A 23,619-nucleotide genomic window follows, 5' to 3' on the forward strand; every position below is an offset into this window, starting at 1 on the left:
CGCGACCCGTGGGTCGCACCTCGCCGGTCTCCCGTGTGTCCCCCTCAACACTGGAGCATCGGATGCATCCGAGACAAAGACCCCGCACACCCTGGCGGCAGGCCTGGCTGGCCGCCGCTTTCGCCGGCCTCGCGGCCGGCGCATCGGCGCAGCAACCGGCCGGCACCACCGCCTCCCTGCCCGCCTTGTTCGAGGCCGCCTGGGCCCGCCAGCCCGAGGCGCAGGCCCTGCCGCTGCGGCGCGATGCCGCCCAGGCCCAGCGCCGCGCCGCCGACGCCTGGACGCCCGAGCCGCCGGCGCTGGAAGCCAGCCTGAAGACCGACCGCCTGCAACGCGACGAAGGCGCGCGTGAGATGGAGCTGGGCATCGCCGTGCCGCTGTGGCTGCCCGGCGAGCGCGGCAGCGCCGCCGCCCTGGCCCAGGCCGAGGCCAGCGCACTGGAAAGCCGCGCCCAGGCTGCCCGCCTGCGCCTGGCCGCCACCGTGCGCGAAGCCTGGTGGCAGTGGCAACGCGCCGGCCTGGAGCTGGACGTGGCGCGCGGCCAGCTGGACAGCGCCCAGGGCATCGCCCGCGACGTGGCCCGCCGTGCCCAGGCCGGTGAACTGGCGCGCGCCGACCAGCACCAGGCCGACGGCGCCGTGGCCGCGGCGCAGGCCGCCCTGGCCAGCGCCGAAGCTGCCGCAACCGCGGCGCAGCTGCAGCTGCAGGCGCTGGCCGGCGCGGGCCCGCTGGCACCCCCGGCGGGCAGCCCGCCCGCCGAACCAGAGCCCCCACCGGCCGAGCCGGCAACGCACCCGGCCCTGCTGGAACTGGCCGACCGCGCCACCACGGCCGAGCGCAGTGCCGCGCTGGCGAGCCGGCAGTCGCGGGCCAACCCCGAGCTGCTGCTGGCCACCACGCGCGACCGCGGCGCCTACGGCGAACGTGAAGGCCGCACGCTGACGCTGGCGCTGCGTGTGCCCTTCGGCGGTGGCCCGCGCCACGACAGGCGCGTGGCCACGGCCCGCGCCGATGCGGCCGAGGCCCAGGCCCAGCTGGCGCTGGACCGTGAGCGCCTGCAGTGGGAGGCGCAAGCCGCCCGCGCGCAGGTGGCCGCGGCCCGCCAGCAGCTGGCCGCGGCCGAGCGCCGCGCCACGCTGGCCCGCGAGACCCGCGGCTTCTTCGACAAGTCGTTCCGCCTGGGCGAGACCGACCTGCCCACCCGGCTGCGCATCGAGACCGAAGCCGCCGAGGCCGAGCGCCAGGCCGCGCGCGCCCGCATCGACCTGGCCGCCGCCATCTCCGCGCTGCGCCAGGCGCTGGGCCTGCTGCCGCTGTGAGGCCCCACGGCCTGACCCGAACCCCAAGACAACCCCGGAACCCCTTCATGAAATCCCTTTTTCTTGCAGCCGCATGGAGCCTGCTCGCAGCCCTGTGCGGGCCCGCCGTGGCCGGTGAAGGCCACGACCATGGCGATGCCGCGCCGGCCCAGGCCGGCCCGGCGGCCCCCCGCTTCAGCGCCGTGTCCGAGAGCTTCGAGCTGGTCGGCGTGCTGCGCGGCCGGCAGCTCACGCTGTACCTGGACCGCAGCGCCGACAACAGCCCGGTGACCCAGGCGAGGATCGAGCTGGACATCGCCGGCACCTCCTACCCCGCCCAGCCGCACGACGACACCTACGAGGTGGTGCTGGCGGCCGAGCCGGCCCCCGGCGTGCTGCCCATCACCGCCACCGTCACCGCCGACCAGGAGATCGACCTGCTGGCCGGCGAGCTGGACCTGCATGGCCCGGCCGAGGACCACGACGCCGCGCATGCCAGCCCCTGGCTCCGCTACGCGGCCTGGACCGCTGGCGCCATGGCCTTGCTGGCCTTGTTGACCGCGGGAGGCCTGATGGCCAGGCGCCGCCTCGCCGCCCGCCACACCGACACCGGAGCCACCTCGTGAAGCACGCCTTCCCCCTTTCCTGCGCGCGCCGCTGGTCGGTGCCGGCCGCCTGCCTGCTGTCCCTGGCGCTGGCCGCCCCCGTGCTGGCTGGCGAAGGCCATGACCATGGCGACGCACCCGCGGCACCCAGTGCCAACGGCCCGCAACGGCTGCCCGATGGCAGCGTGTTCCTGCCCAAGCCCGCGCAGCGCCAGCTGGGTGTGCGCACCCTGCTGACCGAAGCCCGCGAGCTGCCGCGCGCGTTCGAGCTGAACGGCAAGGTGGTGATGGACCCGAACGCCGGCGGCAAGGTGCAGCCGCTGAATGCCGGCCGCATCGAGCCCGGGCCCCGTGGCCTGCCCGCTGCCGGCCAGGCCGTGCGCCAGGGCGAGGTGCTGGCCTATGTGCGCTCGTCGGCGGCGCCGATCGAACGATCGAACCAGGCGGCGCAGGTGGCGGAGCTGCGGGCGGCCAAGGCGCTGGCCGACAAGCGCCTGGCCCGCCTGCAGGAACTGGCCGACACCGTGCCGCGCAAGGACATCGAAGTCGCCGACAGCGAAGCCCGCAGCCTGGCCGAGCGCATCGCCGCGCTGGGCAGCGGCCTGGCCATGCGCGAGGCGCTGGTGGCGCCGGTGACGGGCGTGATCGCCTCGGCGCAGGTGGTGGCCGGCCAGGTGGTGGACGCCCGTGAGCTGGTGTTCGAAATCGTCGACCCGGCACGCCTGCACATCGAGGCCCTGGCCTTCGACCCGGCTTTGGCGGCCGACATCGGACGGGCCACGCTGGCCGTCGGTGCGCAGCGGGTGCCGCTGAGCTTCGTCGGCGCGGCGCGCAGCCTGCGCGAGCAGGCGCTGCCGCTGACCTTCCGCGCCCAGGGCCCGGCCCTGCAGTCGCTGGCGGTGGGCCAGCCGGTGCGGGTGTTCGTCGAAGGCCGCGAACGCGTGCCAGGCATCGCGGTGCCGGTCACGGCCTTGATGAAGAACCCGTCGAACCAGGCCATCGTCTGGGTGAAGACGGCGCCCGAACGCTTCGAGCCGCGCACCGTGACCACCGAGCCGCTGGACGGCGTGACGGTGGCCGTGACCTCGGGGCTGAAGGCCGGTGATCGGGTGGCGACGCAGGGCGCCAGCTTGATCAACCAAGTGCGTTGAAGAAAGCCGGGTATGTTCAAGTGGCTTCTGGAAAACAGCCTCAGCAACCGGCTGCTGGTCATCATCGCCAGCCTGGTGCTGATGGCCTATGGCGCCTTCACGCTGCAGCGCACGCCGGTGGACGTATTCCCCGACCTCAACAAGCCCACGGTCACGATCATGACCGAGGCCGGCGGCATGGCCGCCGAGGAGGTGGAACAGCTCATCACCTTCCCGCTCGAGACGACGATGAACGGCCTGCCGGGCGTGGAGAGCGTACGCTCCACCTCGTCGGCGGGCCTCTCCTTCCTGTACGTCACCTTCGACTGGAACACCGACATCTTCCGCGCCCGCCAGCTGGTGGCCGAGCGGCTGTCGGCCATGGAAGAAGGCCTGGCCGAAGGCGTGGTGCCGCGCATGGGGCCGATCAGCTCCATCATGGGCGAGATCATGCAGATCGCCATTCCGGTCGATCCTCAAAAGATCAACCCGATGGCGGTTCGCGAATATGCCGACTGGGTGCTGCGGCCGCGGCTGTTGTCGATCCCGGGCGTGGCGCAGGTCATCCCGATCGGCGGCCAGGTGCGGCAGTTCCAGGTGCAGCCCGACACCGTGCGCATGGCGGCGCTGGGCATCACGCACGACCAGCTGGAAGCGGCCCTGAAGGGCTTCGCGGCCAACACCTCCGGCGGCTTCCTGGAGCTGAACGGGCGCGAGGTGCTCATCCGCCACATCGGCCGCACCTCGCGGCTGGACGACCTGAAGAACCTGGCCCTGGGCGCCAACCAGGGCCAGCCCATCCTGCTGCGACAGATCGCCGAGGTGACCTTCGCGCCGGCGCTGCAGCGCGGCGACGCCGGCTTCGAGGGGCAGCCCGCGGTGATCCTGGGCATCCAGAAGCAGCCCACCGCGGACACCATCGCGCTGACACGCGCCATCGAAGAAGCGCTGACCGGCCTGAAGGCCTCGCTGCCCGCGGGCATGGAAGCGCCGCGCGTCACCTTCCGCCAGGCCAGCTTCATCGAAGCCTCCATCACCACGCTGCAGGGCAAGCTCATCGGCGCGTCGGTCTTCGTCGCGGTGATCCTGTTCTTCTTCCTCGGCACGCTGCGGCCGACGGTGATCGCGCTCACCGCCATCCCGGTGTCCATCTTCATCACCGGCCTGGTCTTCCGCTACTTCGGGCTGTCGATCAACACCATGACGCTGGGCGGCCTGGCGATTGCCATCGGCGGGCTGGTGGACGACGCGGTGGTGGACGTGGAGAACATCCTGCGACGGCTGAAGGAGGACCGCGCCCGCCACCCGCAGCACCGGCTGCATCCGCTGCAGCTGGTGGCCAAGGCCTCGATGGAGGTGCGCTCGGGCATCCTCTATGCCACGGTCATCATCGTGCTGGTGTTCCTGCCACTGTTTGCGCTGCCGGGCCTGGAAGGCAAGCTCTTCGTGCCGCTGGGCATCGCCTTCATCGTCTCGACGCTGGCCTCGCTGCTGGTGTCGGTGACGGTGACGCCGGTGCTGAGCTACTACCTGCTGCCGCGCATGAAGCACCTGGACCATGGCGACACCCGGGTGCTCATCTGGCTCAAGGCCCGCTATGCCAGCAGCCTGCAGGCGGTGCTGGCGCGGCCGCGGGCCGCACTGGCCGCGGCCGGGCTGGCGGTGGTGGCGGCAGCGGCGGCGGTGCCGTTCTTTCCCACCACCTTCCTGCCGCCCTTCAACGAAGGCACGCTGCTGATCGGCCTGCGGCTGAACCCGGGCGTCACGCTGTCGGAAAGCTCGGCGCTGGCGCGCCAGGCCGAGCTGCTGGTGAGCCAGGTGCCCGAGGTCACGCACGTGGGCCGGCGCAGCGGCCGGGCCGAGCTGGACGAACATGCCGAAGGCGTGCACGTGAGCGAGCTGGACGTGGGCCTGCTGCCCGCGGCCGAGCTGAAGCGGCCGATGGACGAGATCCGCGCCGACATCCGCGCGCGGCTGGCCAACCTGCCGGCGGCCATCGAGATCGGCCAGCCGATCTCGCACCGCATCGACCACATGCTGTCGGGCGTGCGCTCGCAGATCGCGCTGAAGATCTACGGCGACGACCTGGACGCCCTGCGCGGCCAGGCCGATGCACTGCGCCAGCGGCTGGCCGCCATCCCGGGCATCGCCGACCTGCAGATCGAAAAGCAGGTGCTGGCGCCGCAGATCAAGGTGCGGGTGGACTATGCCGCCGCCGCGCAGTACGGGCTGCCGGCACCGCAGGTGCTGGCCACGCTGCAAAGCCTGGTGGAAGGCGAGCGCATCACGCAGATCGTCGAAGGCGGGCGCCGCTTCGCGCTGGTGGTCAAGCTGCCCGAATCGGCGCGGTCGATCGAAGGGCTGGGCCAGATCCTGATCGAGACGCCGACGGGCCGCATCCCGCTGTCGCGCATCGCCAGCATCGAAGAAGGCGACGGGCCCAACCAGATCAGCCGCGACGACGGCAAGCGGCGCATCGTGCTGTCGGCCAATGCATCGGGCCGTGCGCTGTCCGAGATCGTCGGCGACATCCGCCGGGTGGTGGCCGACACGCGTCTGCCCGAGGGCTACTTCATCACCCTGGGCGGCCAGTTCCAGGCGCAGGAAGAAGCCTCGCGCCTGGTCGGGCTGCTGTCCATCGTCTCGCTGGTGCTGATGTTCGTGGTGCTGTACAGCCGCTACAAGTCCACCCGGCTGTCGGCGCTGATCATGGTCAACATCCCGTTGGCGCTGGTGGGCGCGGTGCTGGGGCTGTGGCTGTCGGGCCAGCCGCTGTCGGTGGCGGCACTGGTCGGCTTCATCACGCTGGCCGGCATCTCGGTGCGCAACGGCATCCTCAAGGTCAGCCACTACATCAACCTGATGCGCTTCGAGGGCGAAGCCTTCGACCTGCGGATGATCGTGCGCGGCTCGCTCGAGCGGCTGAGCCCGGTGCTGATGACCGCGCTGGTGACGGCCTTTGCGCTGGCGCCGCTGCTGTTCGAGGCCGAGCGACCCGGCACCGAAGTGCTGCACCCGGTGGCCGTGGTCATCTTCTCCGGCCTCATCAGCTCGACGCTGCTGGACACCTTCCTGACGCCGGTGATGTTCTGGCTTTTCGGGCGGCGCGATGCCGAACGCCTGATGGCCGACAAGGACGCCGAGGCGCTGTGAGCCCCACCCTACCCACCCCCACCCTGAACAATGAAAGGAACCCCAATGACCCTGCACCACCTGATCGCCCTCGGCGCCCTGGCGCTGGCCTGTGCCGGCGCCGCGCGCGCGGCCGACGACAAGCACGACCATGCCCACAACCACCAGCCGCTGCACGGCGGCGTGGTGGTGGAAGTCAAGGACATGGACTACGAGCTGGTGGCCCAGCCCGGCAGCCTGCAGCTGTACCTGCGCGACCACGGCAAGCCGGTGGACGTGGCCAAGGCCAGCGCCCGCCTCACGCTGCTGACCGGCAGCGAGAAGCAGGACGTGGAGCTGAAGCCGGCCGGCGACAAGCTGGCCGCCAGCGGCAGCTTCAAGCTGGGGCCGGGCACCAAGGCGGTGGTCGTGGTCACGGTGAACGGCAAGCCGTCCACCGCGCGCTTCACGCTGAAGTAAGGGTGTGAGCCCGGTCTGGCGCTCAGGCGGGCGCCAGCCGGAACTTGCCGACGGCGCTCAACAGCCCGTCGGCCTGCACCTTCAGCGACTCGGCAGCCGCGGCGGACTCTTCCACCAGCGCGGCGTTCTGCTGCGTCATGCCGTCCATCTGCATGATGGCGGTGTTCACCTCGCCCACGCTCTGCGTCTGCGATTGCACGGTGGTGGCGATCTCACCGATGAGCCGGCTCACGTCGCTCACGGCCCGCACCACCTGCTGCATGGTGCTGCCCGCTTCATCCACCAGGGCGCCGCCGCGGCCCACCTGGTCTTCCGAGCTGGCGATCAGCGACTTGATCTCGCGCGCCGCCTGGGCCGAGCGCTGGGCCAGGCTGCGCACTTCCGAGGCCACCACCGCAAAGCCGCGGCCCTGCTCGCCGGCACGGGCGGCCTCCACCGCGGCATTCAAGGCCAGGATATTGGTCTGGAAGGCGATGCCATCGATGACGCCAATGATGTCGCCGATCTTGCGCGAAGCAGCCTGGATGCCGCTCATGGTCTCGACCACGCGGGCCACCACCGCGCCGCCCTGCGTGGCCACCTCGGCGGCGGCATGCGCCAGCTGGTGCGCCTGCTGGGCCGAAGCCGCGCTGTGGCGCACGGTCTCGGCCACCTGCTGCATCGCCGCGGAGGTCTGCTCTATGCTGGCGGCCGCCTGCTCGGTGCGCATCGACAGGTCGTGGCCGCCGCTGGACACCTCCTGCGCGGCCGTGGCCACGGCATCGGCCCCCAGCCGCACGCTGCTCACCGAGGCATTGAGCGCGGCCTGCATGCGGGCCAGCGCCCGCAGCAGGTCACCCAGCTCGTCGCGGCGGTCGCTGCGCACCGGCACGCTCAGGTCGCCGTCGGCGATGCGATCGGCGGTGGCGGCGGCATGGGCCAGCGGCGTGGTCAGCGAGCGGGTCAGCAGCACCGCGACCAGGCCTCCCAGCAGCAGCGCCACGATGATCATCGCGCCGATGCCCCAGCGCACCGACGCGTAGTCACGGCTGCTGCGTGCCGAGGCGTCGGCCGCGCCCTGGGTGTTGCTGTTGGTCAGCGTCACCATCGCATCGGTGGTCGCCCGGAAGGCCTTGCGCGAATCGCCGCGCAGAAAGGCACGGGCCTCTTGCGCACGGCCTTCTTTCAGCAGCGTCAGCAGCTGCGGCTGGCTGGCGCGGTAGCGTTGCACGGCGGCCTGCAGCGCCTGGAAGGCCTGGCGTTCGGCCTCGTCGCCCATCGTGCGTTCGTAGGCCGCCAGCAGCGGCGGCAGCACTTTCCACTGCCGGGCGATGCGGGCGGATTCGTCCTTCATCGCCTGCTCGTCGCCGCCCAGCAGCATCTGCAGCTCGGCGCGGCGCATCTGGTTCAGCGCCTCGTTGACACCGGCCAGCTGCTGGGTGCTGGGCAACCAGTCGTCGGCCAGGGCCGTCACGCTGTCATGCACCCGGCTCACCCGGTCCAGGGCATACAGGCCCATCGCCAGCACCAGCGCCAGCAGCACGGCAAAGCCGGCGGCCAGACGCACACCCACACGCAGGTTCGACAAGCGCATTGCGACGACTCCCTCACACACACCCCGGGCTCGGTGCCCGTCAGCCGGTATCGGACGTGCAGCGGCCGAGCTTGAGCGGCGGCCTCGGCGACGTGTTGCAAGCGCCACCCCATCCTTCCGTTTGACGATGGCGCGCTGCATCGGTCTGCCTAGCATCGGCCGACCTGAAACCTGTGAGGAGACGCCATGTCCTGGCCTTGTTTCGCACGTCGCTGCCGTTCTGCCATCCGCCGGGCCGGGGCCGCCGGTCTGCTGCTCGCACCCGTGCTGGGCCTGGCGCAGGACGCGCAGGAGGAGATCAACAAGCAGATCGCCAAGCTGACCAGCGACGCCATCAGCGCGCGGCTGGTCGGGGTGCAGGCGGGTGTGCTGCGCGCTGCTGGCGCCGCTGCGGCACAGAAGCCGAACAACGCCTGGGGCAGCTACACCAACTTCAGACTCAAGTTCTCATCCGACATGGATGATGGTTTCGGCGGTTCGGTGCGCAGCAGCGATTCATTCACCACCGACGTCGGCGTGCTCGGCTACGACCGCGACCTGTCACGCGACACTACGGTGGGCGTGGCGCTGGACACGGCCAAGACAAGGCACGAAAGCGGCAACAGCTGGGGCCTGTCGCCCTATCTGGCCTACCGCTTCTCGGAGCACTACTTCGCCATCGCCAAGTTCCGTTACGGCCGCTTCGAGGGCGGCGGCGCCAAGGCCGACAGCTACAGCCTGGGAGGTTCGCTGAACACGGTGCAACCGTTCGGCGACTGGACCTTCCGCGGCGAGGCGGGCCTGGCGACCACACACACCAAGACCCGGATCGACCTTCCGCCACTGTCGAGCCGCGAGAGCGACAACGTGTGGAGCTGGAACCTCAACGGCCAGGGCGACTACCGTTTCGGCGATGGCTGGATGGCGTTCGCCGGCCTCAGCGCCAACGGCAGCGATGAATCCCATTCCACTTCGCTCAGCGCCAGCGCCGGTGTCGAGAAGGCCTTCAACACCGACGGCGCCGTGCAGCTGAAGTACGAAACCAAAGTGGCCGACAACCTGCAGGCCGGCACCGACATCAAGACCCGTGCCGTCACCGTGTCGCTGCGCTGGCGCTTCTAAAGCCCGGCCGATGCTGCGATGACGACCCGCCGCGCCTGGCTCGCCAGCAGCCTGGCCAGCTTGGGCTGGCCCGCGTGGGCCCATGCGCAAGCGGGCGCGGCGGTGCGCGACGCCATCAGCCAGCAGATCGCCAACCAGGTGGCGGCCGGGCAGCGCTGGTCCGCCGAATCGCGCATGGTCACGCCGGTGCTGCAGATCGGCGACACCCAGCGCCGGCTCATCGGGCTGTGGCTGCCGGCAGGTGGCCAGCAGTTGCTGCAGCAGTTTGCAGACGGCACGCTGCTGGCCTGGGATCTGGCCCGCGGGGCACCGGTCGCCAGCCTCGCGCTGCGCGAGGGTGACCGCCCGCTCGCATTCGACCCCGAGACCCGCACGCTGCAGCTGCTGCGCGACGGCCGCCTCTTCGTGCTGCCGTCCACCGGTGCCGCCCAGCCGCTGGCCACTACGCCGGCACCGCTGCTCACGGCGATGGCCGATGGCGCGCAGTGCTGGGCTGGCACGCGCGAAGGCCATGTGTTGCTGCTGGCCCGCGATGGCGCGCTGCGCCGCCAGGTGCCGGCCTCGCCCTCCGCCATCCGCAGCCTGTCGCCGGCCGGTGGCCAGGGGGTGCTGGCGCTGGACGACGCAGATGACGCCTGGCTCATCGACGAGTCACGCGCGCGACGACTCGCCGGTGGCATCGCGGCACTGGGTGGCCGGCTGGGGGACGGCCGCCACCTGCTGCTGCTGCGCGACGGCAGCGTGCGCAGCGTGGACCCGCAAGGCCAGCTGCGTGCGCTGGCCTTGCCACCGCCGGCTGAGCACGGGGCGATCCGGCAACTGGCGGCCAGCCCCGACGATGACGCCGTAGCCGCAGTCACTGAGCGCGGCGCCCTGCTGCTGTGGCAGGCGGGCGGCTGGCAGGTGATGGACACACGCACGGCGGCCGTCGTGTGCCTGGGCCGTGGCCGCTTCCTGCATGCCCGACCCGACGGTGTCGCGATGCTGCGCACGGCCGGCGTCGCGCATGCGCTGCTGTCCATCGTGCCGGCCGCCCAGGGCTGGGTGGTGGTGGACCATGAAGGCCGCTATGACGGCAGCATCGACGGCACGAAGGATGTGCACTGGCAGGCCGGCGACAACCGCCTGCCGCTGGACCGCTTCTTCGAAGACTACTTCCACACCGGCCTGCTGGCCCAACACATCGCGGCGACCGCCGGCCGGCCGCTGCCAGGCCCACCGGCCCATGTCGGCGAACGGGTGTTCCTGCCGCCCGATGTGGCCATCGACCTGCCGGCCGGGCCGATGACAGCGGACCAGGCCACCCGCGTGGTGGTCGTCAGCGAAAGCCGCGGCGGCGATCTGCGCGAAGACACGCGGCTGTTTCACAACGGCAAGCGCCTGCCGCCCAAAGCCCGCGTCGGTTCGCAACGCATCGAGAAGGACGGCCGCCTGCTGGTGGCCGATGTCTTCGAGTTCAACGCCGAGCGCGGCGCCAATGAGCTGTTTGCCGAGGTCCGCAACGTGCACGGCCTGGCGGGGCGATCACCGATCGTGCGCCAGGTCACGCCCGGCTTCCAGGCGGCGGGCCGGCTGCAGCTGGTGGGCGTGGCCATCGACCGCTACCGCACCGCCGCCATGAACCTCGACTATGCGAAGGCCGATGCACAGGCGCTGTTGCAGGCCACCGAGCGCGCCGCAGGCAGCACCTATGCCGTGGTCGGCAGCAGCCTGCTGACGGACGAGCGGGCCACCCGCCGCGGCGTGCTCGCAATGCTGCGGGACCTGCAAGGCTTGAAGCCGCAGGACGTGCTGCTGCTCGTGCTGGCCGGGCACGGCACGCTGGAGCAGGACGAGTGGTACTTCCTGCCGCACGATGTCGACCCGTCCGATGTCCGGCGCGGCGGCATCTCGGCGCGCGAGCTGCAAGACGCGCTCGTCGCCACGCCCGCGCGGCAGGTCTTCCTGATGATCGACGCCTGCAACGCAGGCGCCACAGTCGACAGCTTCAACCGCTACCGCGACTTCCAGCGGCGCTTCGCGCAACAGGTGGGCCGGTCGGCCGGCATCTCGGTGCTGACGGCCACGCGCCGCGACCAAGCGGCGGTGGAATTGCGCTCGCTCGGCCATGGGCTGTTCAGCCACGTGGCGTTGCAAGGGCTGGCCGGTCAGGCGGACCGCCAGCCGCAGGACGGCACGATCACTGCGCATGAACTGGCCGCCTTCGTCGGCGACCGCCTCGAAGCGCGGTCCGGCGAACTCGCGGCGCGGGCGCTGCCGGGGCAGGCGGCACCAGGTCTGCAGTCGCCGGCCTACTTCGTGATCGGGGCGGACTTCCCGATCGGCACCGTGCGTCGGTAGGTGCGAAAGAGCCGATTGACCAACCCGCACGTCTCGTGCGTAAATGCGAATGATTGTTATTTAGTCGATCAACCGGTCGCCCCTGCCAGGTGCCCATGCCCGACATCCAGACCCTCGACATCGCTTCCATCGGCCACCTGTACCGCGGCCATCACCAGTGGCTGGTGGGGTGGCTGCGCCGGCGGCTGGGTTGCCCGCACCATGCGGCGGACCTGGCCCACGACACCTTCGCGCGGGTGCTGCTGCGCCGCGATGCGCTGCACTGCCAGCCTGACCCCGGCGGCGGCAAGGCCTTGCTCAGCACCATCGCCCACGGGCTGATGGTGGACCACCTGCGCCGGACGGCGCTGGAGCGGGCCTTTCTGGAAGCACTGTCGCAGCTGTCGGATGCACACGTGCCGTCCATCGAGGAGCAGCAGATGATGCTGCAGACCCTGGTGGAGGTGGACCGCCTGCTGCGCGGCCTGCCGGCCAAGGTGCAGCAGGCGTTTTTGCTGTCGCAGATCGACGGACTGAGCTATGCGCAGATCGCCAGCGAGCTGGGCGTCTCGCTCAGTTCAGTGCAGCAGTACATGACGCGCGCCTTCGGCGCCTGCTTCCAGGCCTGGCAAGGGCCCGCGCTGCAGTGACGGGCCCGCACACGGCTGCAGGCCCCCTGCCGCCGGCGGTGGTGGAAGCCGCCATCGCCTGGATGGTGCGCCTGCAGTCCGGCCGTGCCACGCCGCAGGAGCACCAGGCCTGCGAGCGCTGGCAGCAGGAGCAGCCGGCGCATGCCCAGGCCTGGCAGGCGCTGAACGGCTTCAGCCGGCGGCTGAAGACCCTGCCACCCGCGCTGGCCCATGGCACGCTGGCCGCCACCCGCGCGCCGCAGCCGCACCGCCGCGCGCTGCTCAAGGGCGCGGCACTGAAAGGCCTGGTGCTGGTGGGCGGTACCTCAGCGCTGGCGCTGGGCGGCCGGCCCGAAGGCGGCTGGGCAACACTGGCCGCCACGCACCGCACCGGCGTGGGTGAGCGGCAGCGCGCCGTGCTGGCCGATGGCAGCGTGCTGCAGCTGGACACGGCCACCGCGCTCAGCACCCGCTTCGACGTACAGCGCCGCTGCGTCGTGCTGTGGTCCGGCGCGGTGCTGGTGGATTGCGGGCCGGACCCTGGCCCGGACAGCAACAGCCCGTCGCCGCGGCCCTTCGTCGTGCGCACCGCGCAGGGCGAGATCCACACGCCCGGCGGCCGCTTCGTCGTGCAGCAGCGCAGCGGGCACACCCTGGTGCAGGTGCTGCAGGGCTGGCTGCAGGTGCAGCCAAAGGCCGCGGCGTCGCCCGCACGGCGGCTGGGCCCCGGCCAGCAATGGCAGTTCGATGCCGAGGGCCAAGGCCCATTGGGGGCCGCCGACGGCGGTGCAGGTGCCTGGGCCGACGGCCTGCTGGTGGCGCGCGACCTGCCGCTGGCTGAGCTGGTGGCGGCGCTGGCGCGCTACCGCCACGGCTGGCTGCGCTGCGACCCCGCAGTGGCCGCGCTGCGCATCTCGGGCGTGTTTCCGCTCGACAACCCCGAGCGTGTGCTGGCCGCGGTCCAGCGCACGCTGCCGGTGCGGACGCAGGCGCTCACACGCTGGTGGGTGACCCTGGTGCCACGCTGAAAAATTTTTTGCGAAAGGGCTGCAGTTTTCGGCGACTCGTTCGGTTCACCAGCAAGACCTCCACTTTGTTGATGAAAGGTGTTGCTCCATGACCGACCGTCGCCTCCGCGCCCTCCCCGCTGCCACCTGGTTCAAACGCTCGGCCCTGTCGGCCGCCAGCTGTGCGGCCTGCATCGCCTTGTCAGCCGCCAGCAGCGCCGTGCTGGCGCAGCCCGCCGCCCAGCCGCCGGCGGCACAGGCCACCCGCGCGTTCGACATCGCACCCGGCCCGCTGGACCTGGCGCTCAACAGCCTGGCGCGCAGCGCCGGCATCCTGCTGTCCTTCGACCCGCAGCTGGTGCAGGGCCGGCAGAGCGCCGGCCTGCGCGGCAGCTACACCGTGGAAGCCGGCTTGCGCACGCTGCTGGCGGGCGCCGGGCTCAGGGCCGTGGCCCAGCCCGATGGCAGCTTCACGCTGGAGCGGGCGGCTGATGAAGCCGCGGCGGCCCCACCGGCCGCGTCACCAGCCGCGCTGCCGGCGGTGCGGGCCCGTGCCCGCCGCGATCCGCTGGTGACAGAGGCAACCGACCGCTATGCTGCCGTGGCCACCAGCACCGCCACCCGGCTGGCCCTGTCGCCGCGCGAAACGCCGCAGTCGGTGACCGTGGTCACGCGCGCGCGGATGGACGACTTCGGCCTGCTCAGCGTCAACGAGGTGCTGGCCAACACCACCGGCGTCTCGGTCGATGTGGTGGAAACCGACCGCACCTATTTCAACGCCCGCGGCTTCGACATCTCCAACTTCCAGGTCGACGGCGTCGGCATGCCCTTCACCAACGGCGACCAGCTGGGCGACATCGACACCGCGCTGTTCGACCGTGTCGAGGTGCTGCGCGGCGCCAACGGCCTGCTGTCGTCCACCGGCAACCCGGCGGCCACCGTCAATTACGTGCGCAAGCGGCCCACGGCCACCTTCCAGGCCTCGGGCGGCCTGACCCTCGGCTCCTGGAACAAGAAGCGCGCCGAGGCCGATGTGTCGGGCCCGCTCAACCAGGCCGGCACGCTGCGCGGCCGCGGCATCGTGATGGGCCAGCGCAACGACTCCTTCATGGACAACTATGCGCTGAGCAAGCACCTGGTGGCCGGCGTGCTGGAGGCCGACATCGCGCCGCGCACCGTGGTCACGCTGGGCCTGACGCGGCAGGCCAACCGGCCCGAGGGCACTTCCTGGGGCGGCCTGCCGCTGAACTACGCGGACGGCAGCGCCACCGACTACCCACGCAGCACCGCGGCCGCGCCTCGCTGGTCGCACTGGGACAACACCGACACCACCGGCTTCGTCGAGCTGGCGCATGCACTGGGCCAGGGCTGGAACTTCAAGGCCACGGCCAGCTACCGCAAGCTGTCGGCCGATGGCGAGCTGTTCAGCATCTCGGGCCTGCTGCCCGACCGCAGCACGGGTGCGGGCACCGAAAGCTGGACCTCGACCCAGGTGTCCGACGAGACGCAGCGGCTGCTGGACGTGAGCGCCAGCGGCCCGTTCGAGCTGGCCGGCCGGCGCCATGAAGCGGTGCTGGGCTTCAATGCCGCCCGCGTGCACAACCAGGCTTCGTACCAGCGCGGCGCCGGCAACGGCACGGCCCTGGTGGCCCCGGGCGACTGGGGCAGCTATGCCGAGCCGCTGTGGAACGGTGCCATCGGCTCGGCCGACTTCATCAACCGCCGGCAGTCGATCTACGCCCTGGCGCGCTTGAACCTGGCCGACCCCTGGAAGCTGCTGCTGGGCCTGAACCACACCCGCATGGAAAGCGAAGGCCTGGGCTTTCGCGCCGTGCCCCGGGTGTACGAAGAGAACGAGACCGTGCCCTACGTCGGCACCACCTTCGACCTCGATGCCCGGCACTCGCTGTATGCCAGCTACACCAAGATCGTGAACCCGCAGACGCAGGTGGATGCCAGCCAGTCGCTGCTGGGCCCCATCAAGGGCAGCAACCTGGAGGCCGGCGCCAAGGGCGAATGGCTGGACGGCGAACTGAGCGGTTCTTTCGCCGTGTTCCGCACCGAGCAGAACAACCTGGCCGAGTACGCCGGCTTCGACACGGACGGCGGCTTCTCGTACTACCGCCGCATCGACGCCACCTCCACCGGCTATGAGCTGGAGCTGAACGGCCGCCTGGGCCCCGACTGGGACCTGAGCGCGGGCTACACCCAGCTGCGCATGGAAGACGCCAACGGCGACGATGCCCGTACCTTCGTGCCCCGCCGCACACTGCGGCTGTCGGCGCGCTACCGTGTGCCGGCGCTGCCGCAGCTCAAGCTGGGTGCCACGCTGCGCTGGCAGAGCGACATCCACCGCATCAACGGCACGCAGACCGCGGCCGATGGCAGCAACATCATCACCCGCCAGCCCAGCTATGCGGTGCTGGGCCTGATGGCGCGCTACGACTTCAGCCCGCGGCTGAGCGCGCACCTGCTGATCAACAACGTCACCGACAAGAAGTACCTGGCCAGCCTGTACTGGGACCAGAGCCTCTACGGCGCCGGCCGCAACGGGCAGCTCACGCTGAACTGGAAGTACTGAGATGGCGGCGCATCAGTCCGGGTCCACGCACCCGCTGGTGGCCGACTTCATCGCCCATCGCCCGCTGCTGCAGCGGGTCGCCTGCCGCTGGATGGGTGACCGCGACCTCGCCGAGGACGTGGTGCAGGAAGCCTGCATGAAGTTGATGCAGGGCACGCCGCCGCCCGGCGTGCGGCAGCCAGTGGCCTATTGCATGCGGGTGGTGCAGCACCTGTGCATCGACCACCTGCGCCGCCGCCAGAGCGAGCGGCAGCTGATCCACTAGCACGACGACGGCCTGGACACGGCCGCCCCCAACGGCACGCCGGAGCACCATGCCATCGGCCGCCAGCTGCTGCATGGCATGGACCGTTGTCTGCGCGGGCTGCCGGCCCGCACCCGCCAGGCCTTCGTGCTGCACCGGCTGCAGGGCCACACGCAGCAGGAGGTGGCCCAGCGGCTGGGTGTCTCGGCCACGCTGGTGAACTTCATGGTGCAGGAAGCCGTGCAGGCATTGGCCGGCTGCCCCGAGCTGTGCCCGGCCGGGGCCCGCGGTCACGGCCAGTAACCGCACCGGGCGCAGTGCCTCTGGCTAAACGCCGGGCCGCCTCATCCGTCACACGAAGGCAAGCGCGCGGCCTTCGGGCCGCGCTCCCAACCTCATCGACTGGAAGGCGGCCCCGATGCCTGGCAATCACCCCCGATCCACCGACCCCCAGGTCCATGATGTCATCGGCATCGGCCTGGGCCCTTTCAACCTCAGCCTGGCCTGCCTGCTGGCGCCGCTGGCGCAAGGCGCCACGCCCTGCCAGGCGCTGTTCCTCGACAGCCGTGCGCAGTTCGACTGGCACCCCGGCATGCTGATCGACGAGACCACGCTGCAGAACCCCTGCCTGGCCGACCTGGTGAGCCTGGCCGACCCGACCAGCCGCTACAGCTACCTCAACTACTGCAAGCAGCAGGGCGAGATCTACGCGCACTACTTCAACGGCCCGCACTTCATCACCCGCGAGGCCTTCAACCGCTACTGCCAGTGGGCTTCGCGCAGCCTGCCCAACGTGCGCTTCGGGCATGAGGTGACCGGCGTCTCGCACGAAGTGCAGCAGGGCCGCAGCCTCTACCACGTGCAGGCCCGCCGGGCCGATGGCACGCACGTGAGCTTCGCGGCGCGCAAGCTGGTGCTGGGCATCGGTGCCCAGCCCAGCCTGCCCGCCTGCTGCGACGAACAGCCACAGCGCTGGCTGCACAGCGCCCACTACCTGCAGCACAAGGCCCAGCTGCTGGACAAGCGCTCGATCACCATCGTGGGCAGCGGCCAGAGCGCGGCCGAGGTGTGCCACGACCTGCTGAAGGAAGCCGAGCAACGCGGCACCACGGTGAACTGGATCACCCGTTCGCCCTACTTCTTCCAGATGGAGACCACGCGGCTGACGCTGGAGATGTTCTCGCCGGACTACACCGACTACTTCTACCACCTGCCCGAGTCGCGCAAGGCCGCCGTGCTGGCCGGGCAGGACAGCCTCTACAAGGGCATCAACGCCCAGCTGATGGACCAGATCTACCAGCAGCTGGAACGTGGCCGCCGGCGCCGCAGCTTCCAGGCCCACCTGGTCACGCAATCGGAGCTGCGGCGCTGCCGCCATGACGAAGCCAGCGGCCAGCATGTGCTGGAGTTCCACCGCACCGACACCGGCGAAGCCTTCGAGCACCGCACCGACGGCCTGATCTTGGCCACCGGCTACCGTCAGCGGGTGCCGCGCTTTTTGGGCGGCATCGAGCACCGGCTGCGCTTCGACCGCCAGGGCCGCTACCAGCCCACGCGCGACTACGCCGTCGACATCAACGGCGATGAGGTGTACGTGCAGAACGGCGGCCTGCACAGCCATGGCCTGAGCAACCCCGAGCTGGGCCTGGCCTGCTACCGCAACTCGTGCCTGATACGCGCGCTGACCGGCGTGGCGCACTACCCCATCGAGACCGGCATCGCGCTGCAGAGCTTCGGCGTGCCACGTTCGCCGCTGTTCAGGCCGCTGGCACCGGCCGCCGCCGCCACGCAGGACCCCGCATGCGCCTGAGACACGGACTGATCCTGATGACGCTGCTCGCCGTCATCAGCGACGCGCTGCTGATCCCCTTCTATCCGCAGTTCTTCGCGCAGCGCTACGGGCAGACCAGCCCCTGGCATGTCGGCGCCTACGTGGCCTTCATCTCCATCACGGTGATGTGCGTGTTTCCGCTGTGGGTGCGGGTGGCGCGCCGCTTCGAGACGCTGCACATCCTGCAGGTCACGCAAGGCATCGCGGCCGCGCTGTGCCTGGCCAGCTACTGGGCGCCGGGGCTGGTGAGCTACTGGGGGCTGTCGATGGCGATGTTCGCCTTCAAGAGCAGCTACCTGCTCAACTTCCCGTACCTGATGCGCACCGAGACCGACGCCACGCGCGCCGGCACCATCGGCCTGCTGTCGGTCACGGCGCACCTGGGCGTGGTGCTGGGCGCGGTGGCCGGCGGCGCGGTCATCGAGCGCTGGGGCGTGCAGGCCTGCGTGCTGCTGATGGCCGGGGCCGACCTGGTGCAGATGGCCTTGTGCAGCTGGCTGATCCGCAGCCGCCGCATGGTGCCGGTGCTGGCCCACGATGCGCAGGAACGCAGCGCGCCGCAGCGCTTCAGCCTGGCCGGGCATGCGCGCATCCTGCAGCTGGCGGTGGTGATGCTGCTGTTCGACTTCGGCGCAGCCCTGGCGCGGCCCTTCTTCTCGGTGTACTGGGGCAGCCTCACCCACTTCGGCGGCGAAGCGATGGCCGGTGCCGCCTTCGCGGTGCCCAAGATCGTGGCGGTGGCGGCCCTGGTGGTGCACCGGTGGCTGACGCTGCCCGAGCAGCACCCCACGCGCCGCACGCTGGCCAACCTGCTGCTGGGCGCACTGGGACTGCTGCTGCAAGCCGCGCCCGACGTGGCCACGCTGCTGATCGGTCGGGTGCTGCTGGGCTGGGCGCTGTACCAGCTGGTCATCAACTTCGACGTGCAGCTCTACCAGCTCAGCACGCCCGACGACTTCGGCCGCGACTACGGCGTCATCAACATCTTCCAGAACTGCGGCGTGCTGCTGGCCTCGTTCACCGCCGGCTCGCTGGTGGCCACGCACGGGCTGCAAGCGCCCTTCGTGGTGGCCGGTGTGGCCTTCCTGCTGGCCGCCGCGCTGTGGCGCTGGCGCTTTGCCGGGCCGCGCGCAGCGGCCTCCTTCCACCCCGAACCGGAGAAGTCTTCCCATGCCCCAGCAGCCTGAATCCGCGTGGGCACCGCCCGCGGCCTACACCTCGCCCACCGGCATGGTGTTCCGGCGCCTGGCCATCCCGGCCGACATGCCGATGATCCATGGCTGGTTCCAGCAGCCGCATGCCAGGTTCTGGTGCCTGCAGGGCGCCAGCGTGGCCGAGGTGCAAGACCTCTACGCGGCGCAGCTGGCCTGCGGCTTCCGCGACGTGCACATCGGCACGCTGGACGGTGAGCCGGTGGTGCTGGCCGAGTCCTACGACCCCCGCTTCGACCAGCTGGCCGACCACTACCCGGTGCAGCCCGGCGACGTCGGCATGCACATCTGCCTGGCACCGGCGCGCCGGCCCGTCAGCGGCTTTTCGCGCCGCGCCTTCCAGGCGGTGATGGACCTGATGTTCGACGGCCTGGGCGCCCGCCGCGTGGTGGTGGAGCCCGACCAGCACAACCACAAGATCCATGCGCTGAACCAGCGCTTCGGCTTCGTCTACCGCGGCAACGTGCCGCTGCGCGAGAAGGTGGCCAGCCTGGCCCTGTGCACGCGCGACCACTACCACCAAGCCCTGCAATCACTCCAGGAGATGCCCGCATGACCCCGCCCACCTCGCTCGCCACCGTGGTCGACCACCTGCAACCAGAGGTCTGGCGCCGGGTCAACCGGCAGCTGGTGCGCAAGGCGATCTCGGAGTACGCGCATGAGCGCATCGTCGAGCCGCAGCCCGACACGGCCCAGCCTGCCCAGCGCCAGCTGCACCAGGCCTACCGCCTGACCACGCCAGACGGCCACACCGTCTACCGCTTCGAGGCGCGGCTGCTGGCGCTGCAGCACTGGGCCATCGCCGCCGACTCCATCGAATGCCTGGCCGGCGGCGTGCCGCAGGACGTGGATGCGCTGCGCTTCATCACCGACTTCAAGCAGGCGCTGGGCCTCAAGCCTGAGCAGCTGCCCATCTACCTGGACGAGATCTGCAGCACGCTGTACAGCAGCGCCTACAAGCAGCTCAACACCACCCACGGCAGCCATGAGCTGATCCACGAGACCGACTTCCAGGTGATCGAGACCTCGATGACCGAAGGCCACCCGGCCTTCGTGGCCAACAACGGCCGCCTGGGCTTCGACGGCAGCGACTACCGGGCCTATGCACCCGAGGCGGCATCGCCCTTCCAGATCGTGTGGCTGGCGGTGCACCGTGACCAGGCCGCCTTCCACAGCGTGCCCGGCCTCAGCCATGAGCAACTGCTGGCAGAGGAACTGGGCCAGCCCACCGTGGACCGCTACCGGCAGCAGCTGCGCGACCAGGGCCTGGACCCGGCTCACTACCTGGTGGTGCCGGCCCACCCCTGGCAATGGGCCCACAAGCTCTCGGTGGCCTTTGCGCCTTATGTGGCGCAGCGGCGCATCGTGGTGCTGGGCCTGAGCGAAGACCGCTACCTGGCGCAGCAATCCATCCGCACCATGTTCAACATCAGCGCGCCGCACAAGCGCTACGTGAAGACCTCGCTGTCCATCCTTAACATGGGCTTCATGCGTGGCCTGTCGCCCTACTACATGTCGGGCACGCCGGCCATCAACCAGTGGATCAGCGAGCTGCTGGCGCCCGATGCAGAGCTGCAGGCCACCGGCTTCACGCTGCTGCGCGAGGTGGCCTCGATGGGCTTTCGCCACCACTACTACGAAGCGGCCATCGAGACCGACACGCCGTACAAGAAGATGTTCTCGGCCCTGTGGCGCGAAAACCCGCTGCCGCTGCTCAAGCCCGGCGAACGGCTGATGACCATGGCCAGCCTGCTGCACACCGACCGCGACGGCGAGGCGCTGCTGCCCGCGCTGATCGAGGCCTCGGGCCTGCCGGCGCGCACCTGGCTCAAGCGCTACCTGCAGGCTTACCTGACGCCGCTGGTGCACTGCTTCTACACCTACGACCTGGTGTTCATGCCGCACGGCGAGAACCTGATCCTGGTGATGCAGGACCATGTGCCGGTGCGCGTGATCATGAAGGACATTGCCGAGGAAGCCGCGATCTTCAACACCCAGGTGCAGCTGCCCGATGCAGTGCGCCGGCTGGTGATGGACTTTCCGGAACACCTGAAGACGCTGGCCGTCTTCATCGACATCTTCGACGGCTTCTTCCGCTACATGAACCAGATCCTGGTGGAAAGCGGCACCTGCACCGAAGCCGACTTCTGGCGCGAGGTGGCTGACAACATCCGCCGCTACCAGGACGAGCATCCGCAGCAGCGCGACAAGCACGCCCGCTACGACCTGTTTGCGCCCACCTTCCGGCAGTCGTGCCTGAACCGGCTGCAGATGGGCAACAACACGCAGATGATCAACCTGGCCGACCCCGCGGCCAACCTGAAGATCGTGGGCACGCTGGACAACCCGCTGGCGCCGTGGGCGCCCTCTGCCAAGGCCGCCCCGCGGCCACTGGCCAGCGAGGTTGCATCCTGACGCTGGCCGCCTTCTTCAGCCAGGCCCAGGCCGTGGTGCCGGCGCTGCAAGGCCGCTGTGGCCAGCACGTCGGCGGCCTGCCCGCCGGCCCGGCGGCCGAGCAGCTGCTGGCCGCGATGCAGCGCCAGCATCCGCGCGCCGGGCGCGCCTTCTGGGCGCTGCGCACCTATGCGCGGCTGGTGTGGCAACCCGCTTATGCCAGCGTGATGGCCGTCGAGTGGGCGGGCCGCGTGCTGCCGCTGGCCGGACTGCGCTGGCAGCTCGACATCGCAGCAGCCGACGTCGATGGCTTCACGCTGCCGGCGGCGGCCTGGATGACCCCCACGCCCGCAGACACACGGCCACAGGCCGCCGACCAGGTGCAGGCCATGGCGGCCCGCCTGCTGGCCGCGGTGCAGGCGGGGCTGCCGCTGCACCCCAAGGCCGCACGGCGCATGCTGGCCGACTGCGTGCTGTCGGCCCTGCTGCGGGCGCAGCCGCGGATGGGCTGCAGCGATGACCGGCTGCGTGCTGCCGGCAGCGCGTGGCTGGCGCTGCTGGGCGCTGGCGGCGACAGCGGCTACCTCGAAGTCTGCAACGCAGCGGGCAGGCCGCGGCTGGCGCTGGATCGCGGCATCTGCTGCCTCGACGACCGCCGCGAAGGCGGCGAACTGTGCAACACCTGCCCGCGCCTGGCGCGCGGCGAACGGCTGCAGCGGCTGCAAGCCCTGGCGGCCGGGAGTCCTGCATGAACGACATCGTCCGCCGCGCCCACCTGCTGAGCACGCAGCCACAGCTGCCGGTGCAGGCCTACTTCGACGACGAGCTCTTCCAGCGCGAGATGGCCATGTTCGAACGCCTGGCTCCGCGCTACGTGGGCCACCGCCAATGGGTGCCCGAACCCGGCGACTGGCGCACCCTGGCGCACGAGGACAACGCCCGCGTGCTGGTGCATGGGCGCGAAGGCGTGCAGCTGCTGTCCAACGTGTGCCGCCACCGGCAGGCGCTGATCCTGGGCGGCCAGGCCGGCGCGGTGACGGCAGGCCCCACGCAGGGCCGCCTGCCGGCGGGCTCGGGTGGCCACATCGTGTGCCCGCTGCACCGCTGGACCTACACCGACACCGGCGAGCTGGTGGGCGCGCCGCATTTCTCACCCCAGCCTTGTGCGCACCTGCCGCGCTATCCGCTGCAGGACTGCCACGGTGCGCTGTTCGAAGGGCCGCGCGACCCGCTGCGCGACCTGGGCCGGCTGTTCGAGCGGCCTGAGTTCGACCTGGCGGGCTATGTGCTGGACCGCATCGAGACCCACACCTGCCACTACAACTGGAAGACCTTCATCGAGGTGTACCTGGAGGACTACCACGTCGGCCCCTTCCATCCGGGCCTGGGCAGCTTCGTCACCTGCGACGACCTGGCCTGGGAGTTCGCAGCCCCCTTCAGCGTGCAGCGCGTGGGCGTGCACCGCGGGCTCGATGCACCGGGCTCGGCCGTCTACCGCGCGTGGCACCGTGCGCTGCTGGACTACCGCCAAGGCGTGCCACCGGACTTCGGCGCGATCTGGGTGACCTACTACCCCACGCACATGATCGAGCTGTACCCGCATGCGCTGGTGCGCTCCACGCTGCACCCGCGCGGCCCGCAGCTCACGCTCAACGTCACCGAGTTCTATTACCCCGAAGACATCGTCGCCTTCGAGCGTGCGTTCGTGCAGGCCCACCAGGCCGCTTACCGCGAGACGGTGGTGGAGGACGACGAGATTGCCGAGCGCATGGACGCCGGCCGCCGGGCGCTGTGGCGGCGCGGCAGCACCGATGCCGGCCCCTACCAGTCGCCGATGGAAGACGGCATGCGCCACTTTCACGAGTGGTACCGGCTGGCGATGGGAGCATGAGGGCATGTGTAACAGAAGGCCCATGTAGCAAGGCTTAACTCGAGGGTTAGCGCCTACTTCAAGCTGATTTGTCAGCTGCCGATAAGGAACATTCAGCGGTCATCCGCATAGCAGTTCCTCCATCCAGATGACAGAGCAGTACCCGGCAGTTTGGGATCGTCACCACTTCGAGAGGACCTTCACACCCCCCCGCTTTCTGCAAAGGCCGCGCGCA

At 70.6% G+C, this 23,619-nt stretch carries 19 protein-coding genes; 18 read left to right on the forward strand and 1 reads right to left on the reverse strand.

Translation table 11 applies throughout. The features are described 5' to 3' along the window. Positions 1 to 62: 62 nt before the first annotated feature. From MW290_RS01260 to MW290_RS01280, 5 genes are read left to right on the forward strand one after another with little or no spacing between them, the layout of a single operon-like run. Positions 63 to 1,319, forward strand: coding sequence for a TolC family protein (locus tag MW290_RS01260; RefSeq protein WP_250195551.1), 1,257 nt, complete (start codon positions 63 to 65; stop codon positions 1,317 to 1,319). A 47-nt stretch (positions 1,320 to 1,366) separates the two neighbouring features. Beyond that, positions 1,367 to 1,924, forward strand: a complete 558-nt coding sequence (locus MW290_RS01265) for a hypothetical protein (RefSeq protein WP_250195552.1) — start codon at positions 1,367 to 1,369, stop codon at positions 1,922 to 1,924. Next, positions 1,921 to 3,054 (forward strand): efflux RND transporter periplasmic adaptor subunit, encoded by a 1,134-nt coding sequence (locus MW290_RS01270; RefSeq protein WP_375142779.1) that lies wholly within the window; start codon positions 1,921 to 1,923, stop codon positions 3,052 to 3,054. Before MW290_RS01265 ends, MW290_RS01270 begins: the two co-directional genes overlap by 4 nt. Before the next feature lie 12 nt (positions 3,055 to 3,066). Further along, positions 3,067 to 6,186, forward strand: coding sequence for an efflux RND transporter permease subunit (locus MW290_RS01275; protein ID WP_250195553.1), 3,120 nt, complete (start codon positions 3,067 to 3,069; stop codon positions 6,184 to 6,186). Between the two features lie 45 nt (positions 6,187 to 6,231). Then, positions 6,232 to 6,624: a hypothetical protein gene (locus tag MW290_RS01280; RefSeq protein ID WP_250195554.1), complete on the forward strand. Its 393-nt coding sequence runs from the start codon at positions 6,232 to 6,234 to the stop codon at positions 6,622 to 6,624. 22 nt (positions 6,625 to 6,646) lie between these two features. Here MW290_RS01280 and MW290_RS01285 read toward each other — a convergent pair whose 3' ends face one another. Continuing rightward, positions 6,647 to 8,197: a methyl-accepting chemotaxis protein gene (locus MW290_RS01285; RefSeq protein ID WP_250195555.1), complete on the reverse strand. Its 1,551-nt coding sequence runs from the start codon at positions 8,195 to 8,197 to the stop codon at positions 6,647 to 6,649. 186 nt (positions 8,198 to 8,383) lie between these two features. Between MW290_RS01285 and MW290_RS01290 the strand changes: the two genes are divergently transcribed. The 13 genes from MW290_RS01290 to MW290_RS01350 all read left to right on the forward strand — a co-directional run bounded on the left by MW290_RS01290 (position 8,384) and on the right by MW290_RS01350 (position 23,405). Next, positions 8,384 to 9,298 carry an autotransporter outer membrane beta-barrel domain-containing protein gene (locus tag MW290_RS01290; protein ID WP_250195556.1) on the forward strand — a complete coding sequence of 305 codons (915 nt, stop codon included), beginning with the start codon at positions 8,384 to 8,386 and terminating at the stop codon, positions 9,296 to 9,298. Positions 9,299 to 9,316: 18 nt separating this feature from the next. Beyond that, positions 9,317 to 11,638: a caspase family protein gene (locus tag MW290_RS01295; protein WP_250195557.1), complete on the forward strand. Its 2,322-nt coding sequence runs from the start codon at positions 9,317 to 9,319 to the stop codon at positions 11,636 to 11,638. A 95-nt stretch (positions 11,639 to 11,733) separates the two neighbouring features. Next, complete coding sequence (locus tag MW290_RS01300) at positions 11,734 to 12,267, forward strand: sigma-70 family RNA polymerase sigma factor (protein WP_250195558.1); 534 nt, start codon at positions 11,734 to 11,736, stop codon at positions 12,265 to 12,267. After that, a complete protein-coding gene (locus MW290_RS01305; protein WP_250195559.1) occupies positions 12,264 to 13,274 on the forward strand; it encodes a FecR domain-containing protein in 1,011 nt (336 codons plus the stop codon). The genes MW290_RS01300 and MW290_RS01305 overlap by 4 nt, the downstream gene beginning before the upstream one ends. Before the next feature lie 88 nt (positions 13,275 to 13,362). Continuing rightward, positions 13,363 to 15,834 (forward strand): TonB-dependent siderophore receptor, encoded by a 2,472-nt coding sequence (locus MW290_RS01310; protein ID WP_250195560.1) that lies wholly within the window; start codon positions 13,363 to 13,365, stop codon positions 15,832 to 15,834. Between the two features lies 1 nt (position 15,835). Beyond that, positions 15,836 to 16,099 carry an RNA polymerase sigma factor gene (locus MW290_RS01315; protein WP_250195561.1) on the forward strand — a complete coding sequence of 88 codons (264 nt, stop codon included), beginning with the start codon at positions 15,836 to 15,838 and terminating at the stop codon, positions 16,097 to 16,099. A gap of 78 nt (positions 16,100 to 16,177) precedes the next feature. After that, entirely contained in the window at positions 16,178 to 16,381 is a 204-nt protein-coding gene (locus MW290_RS01320) for a sigma factor-like helix-turn-helix DNA-binding protein (RefSeq protein ID WP_250195562.1), read from the forward strand. Between the two features lie 115 nt (positions 16,382 to 16,496). Then, a complete protein-coding gene (locus MW290_RS01325; protein WP_250195563.1) occupies positions 16,497 to 17,888 on the forward strand; it encodes a lysine N(6)-hydroxylase/L-ornithine N(5)-oxygenase family protein in 1,392 nt (463 codons plus the stop codon). After that, the gene (locus tag MW290_RS01330) at positions 17,879 to 19,096 is read left to right on the forward strand and encodes an MFS transporter (protein ID WP_250195564.1); all 1,218 of its coding nucleotides are present in this window, start codon (positions 17,879 to 17,881) and stop codon (positions 19,094 to 19,096) included. Before MW290_RS01325 ends, MW290_RS01330 begins: the two co-directional genes overlap by 10 nt. Further along, positions 19,080 to 19,676, forward strand: coding sequence for a GNAT family N-acetyltransferase (locus tag MW290_RS01335; protein WP_250195565.1), 597 nt, complete (start codon positions 19,080 to 19,082; stop codon positions 19,674 to 19,676). The genes MW290_RS01330 and MW290_RS01335 overlap by 17 nt, the downstream gene beginning before the upstream one ends. Continuing rightward, a complete protein-coding gene (locus MW290_RS01340; protein WP_250195566.1) occupies positions 19,673 to 21,535 on the forward strand; it encodes an IucA/IucC family protein in 1,863 nt (620 codons plus the stop codon). The genes MW290_RS01335 and MW290_RS01340 overlap by 4 nt, the downstream gene beginning before the upstream one ends. Beyond that, a complete protein-coding gene (locus MW290_RS01345) occupies positions 21,478 to 22,266 on the forward strand; it encodes a (2Fe-2S)-binding protein (RefSeq protein WP_250195567.1) in 789 nt (262 codons plus the stop codon). Before MW290_RS01340 ends, MW290_RS01345 begins: the two co-directional genes overlap by 58 nt. Then, on the forward strand, positions 22,263 to 23,405 hold the full coding sequence (locus MW290_RS01350) for an aromatic ring-hydroxylating oxygenase subunit alpha (RefSeq protein WP_250195568.1): 1,143 nt from the start codon (positions 22,263 to 22,265) through the stop codon (positions 23,403 to 23,405). The genes MW290_RS01345 and MW290_RS01350 overlap by 4 nt, the downstream gene beginning before the upstream one ends. Positions 23,406 to 23,619: the final 214 nt, after the last annotated feature.

Source organism: Aquincola tertiaricarbonis (genome assembly GCF_023573145.1).
GTDB lineage: Bacteria > Pseudomonadota > Gammaproteobacteria > Burkholderiales > Burkholderiaceae_C > Aquincola > Aquincola tertiaricarbonis_B.

Bases quoted from the DNA above. Each gene is read 5' to 3' on its own strand.
- MW290_RS01260 (WP_250195551.1), top strand. From the start codon at position 63: ATGCATCCGAGACAAAGACCCCGCACACCCTGGCGGCAGGCCTGGCTG.
- MW290_RS01265 (WP_250195552.1), top strand. From the start codon at position 1,367: ATGAAATCCCTTTTTCTTGCAGCCGCATGGAGCCTGCTCGCAGCCCTG.
- MW290_RS01275 (WP_250195553.1), top strand. From the start codon at position 3,067: ATGTTCAAGTGGCTTCTGGAAAACAGCCTCAGCAACCGGCTGCTGGTC.
- MW290_RS01280 (WP_250195554.1), top strand. From the start codon at position 6,232: ATGACCCTGCACCACCTGATCGCCCTCGGCGCCCTGGCGCTGGCCTGT.
- MW290_RS01285 (WP_250195555.1), bottom strand. From the start codon at position 8,197: ATGCGCTTGTCGAACCTGCGTGTGGGTGTGCGTCTGGCCGCCGGCTTT.
- MW290_RS01290 (WP_250195556.1), top strand. From the start codon at position 8,384: ATGTCCTGGCCTTGTTTCGCACGTCGCTGCCGTTCTGCCATCCGCCGG.
- MW290_RS01295 (WP_250195557.1), top strand. From the start codon at position 9,317: ATGACGACCCGCCGCGCCTGGCTCGCCAGCAGCCTGGCCAGCTTGGGC.
- MW290_RS01300 (WP_250195558.1), top strand. From the start codon at position 11,734: ATGCCCGACATCCAGACCCTCGACATCGCTTCCATCGGCCACCTGTAC.
- MW290_RS01310 (WP_250195560.1), top strand. From the start codon at position 13,363: ATGACCGACCGTCGCCTCCGCGCCCTCCCCGCTGCCACCTGGTTCAAA.
- MW290_RS01315 (WP_250195561.1), top strand. From the start codon at position 15,836: ATGGCGGCGCATCAGTCCGGGTCCACGCACCCGCTGGTGGCCGACTTC.
- MW290_RS01320 (WP_250195562.1), top strand. From the start codon at position 16,178: ATGGACCGTTGTCTGCGCGGGCTGCCGGCCCGCACCCGCCAGGCCTTC.
- MW290_RS01325 (WP_250195563.1), top strand. From the start codon at position 16,497: ATGCCTGGCAATCACCCCCGATCCACCGACCCCCAGGTCCATGATGTC.
- MW290_RS01330 (WP_250195564.1), top strand. From the start codon at position 17,879: ATGCGCCTGAGACACGGACTGATCCTGATGACGCTGCTCGCCGTCATC.
- MW290_RS01335 (WP_250195565.1), top strand. From the start codon at position 19,080: ATGCCCCAGCAGCCTGAATCCGCGTGGGCACCGCCCGCGGCCTACACC.
- MW290_RS01340 (WP_250195566.1), top strand. From the start codon at position 19,673: ATGACCCCGCCCACCTCGCTCGCCACCGTGGTCGACCACCTGCAACCA.
- MW290_RS01350 (WP_250195568.1), top strand. From the start codon at position 22,263: ATGAACGACATCGTCCGCCGCGCCCACCTGCTGAGCACGCAGCCACAG.